The 1,844-nt window shown below is 62.8% G+C and carries 1 protein-coding gene; it reads left to right on the top strand.

The window, feature by feature from the left end:
• Window positions 1–382 precede the first annotated feature (382 nt).
• A complete protein-coding gene (gene ltrA / locus WS89_RS16470; RefSeq protein ID WP_059791986.1) occupies window positions 383–1,753 on the top strand; it encodes a group II intron reverse transcriptase/maturase in 1,371 nt (456 codons plus the stop codon).
• Window positions 1,754–1,844: the final 91 nt, after the last annotated feature.

Raw genomic sequence — 1,844 nt, 5'->3', positions numbered from 1 at the left:
GTGTGCGCCCAGCATGGGCGCATTCCTGCGGGTGGAAGTCCCGCCATAAGCTGATCACGGCAAATGAAGTGAAGCGCAACTGCATGAGGGTGACCGAGTGTGGGAAGGAAGCGTGGAGCGTAAATCGCGAGCCGATGGACAAGAACCGTATAGAAGGCGCTGCCGAGCAGGGCGAGCGGGCACGTAACCGCGAAGCTCTCGTGATCAAGGCGAAGCGGCGTAGATGCGGCGGTTGTGCGATGAAGGAATGCGTTCTTACCTGGGGAGATCTCGCCTCACGCCTGAAAGGGCGACGGCGGCAAGCCGGAGCGAGAAGTCAGCAGAGGCCGTAGTAGCTGCCGGTTGTGGGCGAAGGGCCGAACGAGTAGGAGGGCCGAAGGCCGTGTCGCTCGAACGTGCAGTGCATCAGAAGCCCGCGAGTGCGGGGCGCAACGCGGGAGGGCGAGGTGAAGCCGAGCCTGAAGTAGTGCGTGATGAAGCGCGGCCGGCGCGATTCGAAACCGGAGGTTCAGGGCGAGATGACCTGCTCTCGCAGGCGCTCGCGAGAGCGAATCTGGTGATGGCGTGGAAACGCGTCAAAGCCAATCGCGGCAGTGCCGGGGTGGATGGGAAGTCGATTGCCGAGACGGCGGAGTACCTGAAGACGCACTGGCACGGGATTCGGGAAGCGTTACTGGACGGCAGTTACCGGCCCGCGCCGGTAAGGCGCGTTCAGATTCCGAAAGCCGGAGGCGGGATGCGTGAACTGGGGATACCGACGGTGACGGATCGACTGATCCAGCAAGCCCTGCTGCAAGTTCTGCAGCCCATTATTGATCCCACCTTCTCCGAACACAGTTACGGCTTCCGGCCGGGACGTCGAGCGCGTGACGCGGTGCTGAAGGCGCAGCGTCATGTGCAGGATGGTTTGCGGGTGGTAGTCGATGTGGATCTGGAGAAGTTCTTTGATCGGGTCAATCACGACATTCTGATGGAAAGGCTATCGAGGCGAATCGCGGACAAGGCCGTGCTGCGGCTGGTCCGTCATTACCTTGTGGCCGGAATCATGGATGGCGGGGTGGTCATGGAGCGTCACGAAGGTACGCCGCAAGGCGGGCCGCTGTCGCCGCTGCTGGCCAATGTGCTGTTGGACGAGGTGGACCGGGAACTGGAGACGCGAGGCCATCGCTTCGTGCGCTACGCCGACGACTGCAATGTGTACGTGCGCAGTCGCCGCTCGGGCGAACGAGTGCTGAATAGTTTGCGCAAGCTCTACGATCGACTCCATCTGAAGGTCAACGAGGCCAAGACGGCGGTTGCACAGGCGACCGGTCGCAAGTTCCTGGGCTATGAACTGTGGCTCAGTGCGGGCGAGCGGATCAAATGCGCGGTGGCCCGAAAGGCACTGGAGACCTTTAAGCAACGCATCCGAGACCTGACCGGCCGCCTGGGAGGGCGGAGCTTGGCGGAAGTAGTGGAGCGCTTGAAGGCCTATATGCCGGGTTGGAAGGCGTACTTCCAGCTTGCCCAGACGCCGCGAGTGTTCCGTGAACTCGACGAGTGGATCAGGCACCGGTTGCGTGCGATGCAGCTTAAGCACTGGCGTCGGGGCACGACGATGTACCGGGAGTTGTTGGCGTTGGGTGCCTCGAAGGAGGATGCCTACCGGGTGGCGGCGAACAGTCGGCGTTGGTGGCGAAACAGCCGCTGGCTGCTGAACCGTGCCATGCCGATCGCCTACTTCGACCGTCTCGGCGTGCCTCGACTCTCATGACCTCAACTGCTCGAACCGCCCGGTGCGGACCCGCATGCCGGGTGGTGTGGGAGGGGATCGGTCAGACTCTCTGACCGCCCCTATCCCGATC

The organism is Burkholderia sp. MSMB1072, assembly GCF_001524725.1.
Taxonomy (GTDB): domain Bacteria; phylum Pseudomonadota; class Gammaproteobacteria; order Burkholderiales; family Burkholderiaceae; genus Burkholderia.
The sequence above is the reverse complement of the archived record's forward strand: the minus strand, read 5'-3'. Positions and strand labels throughout refer to the sequence as shown.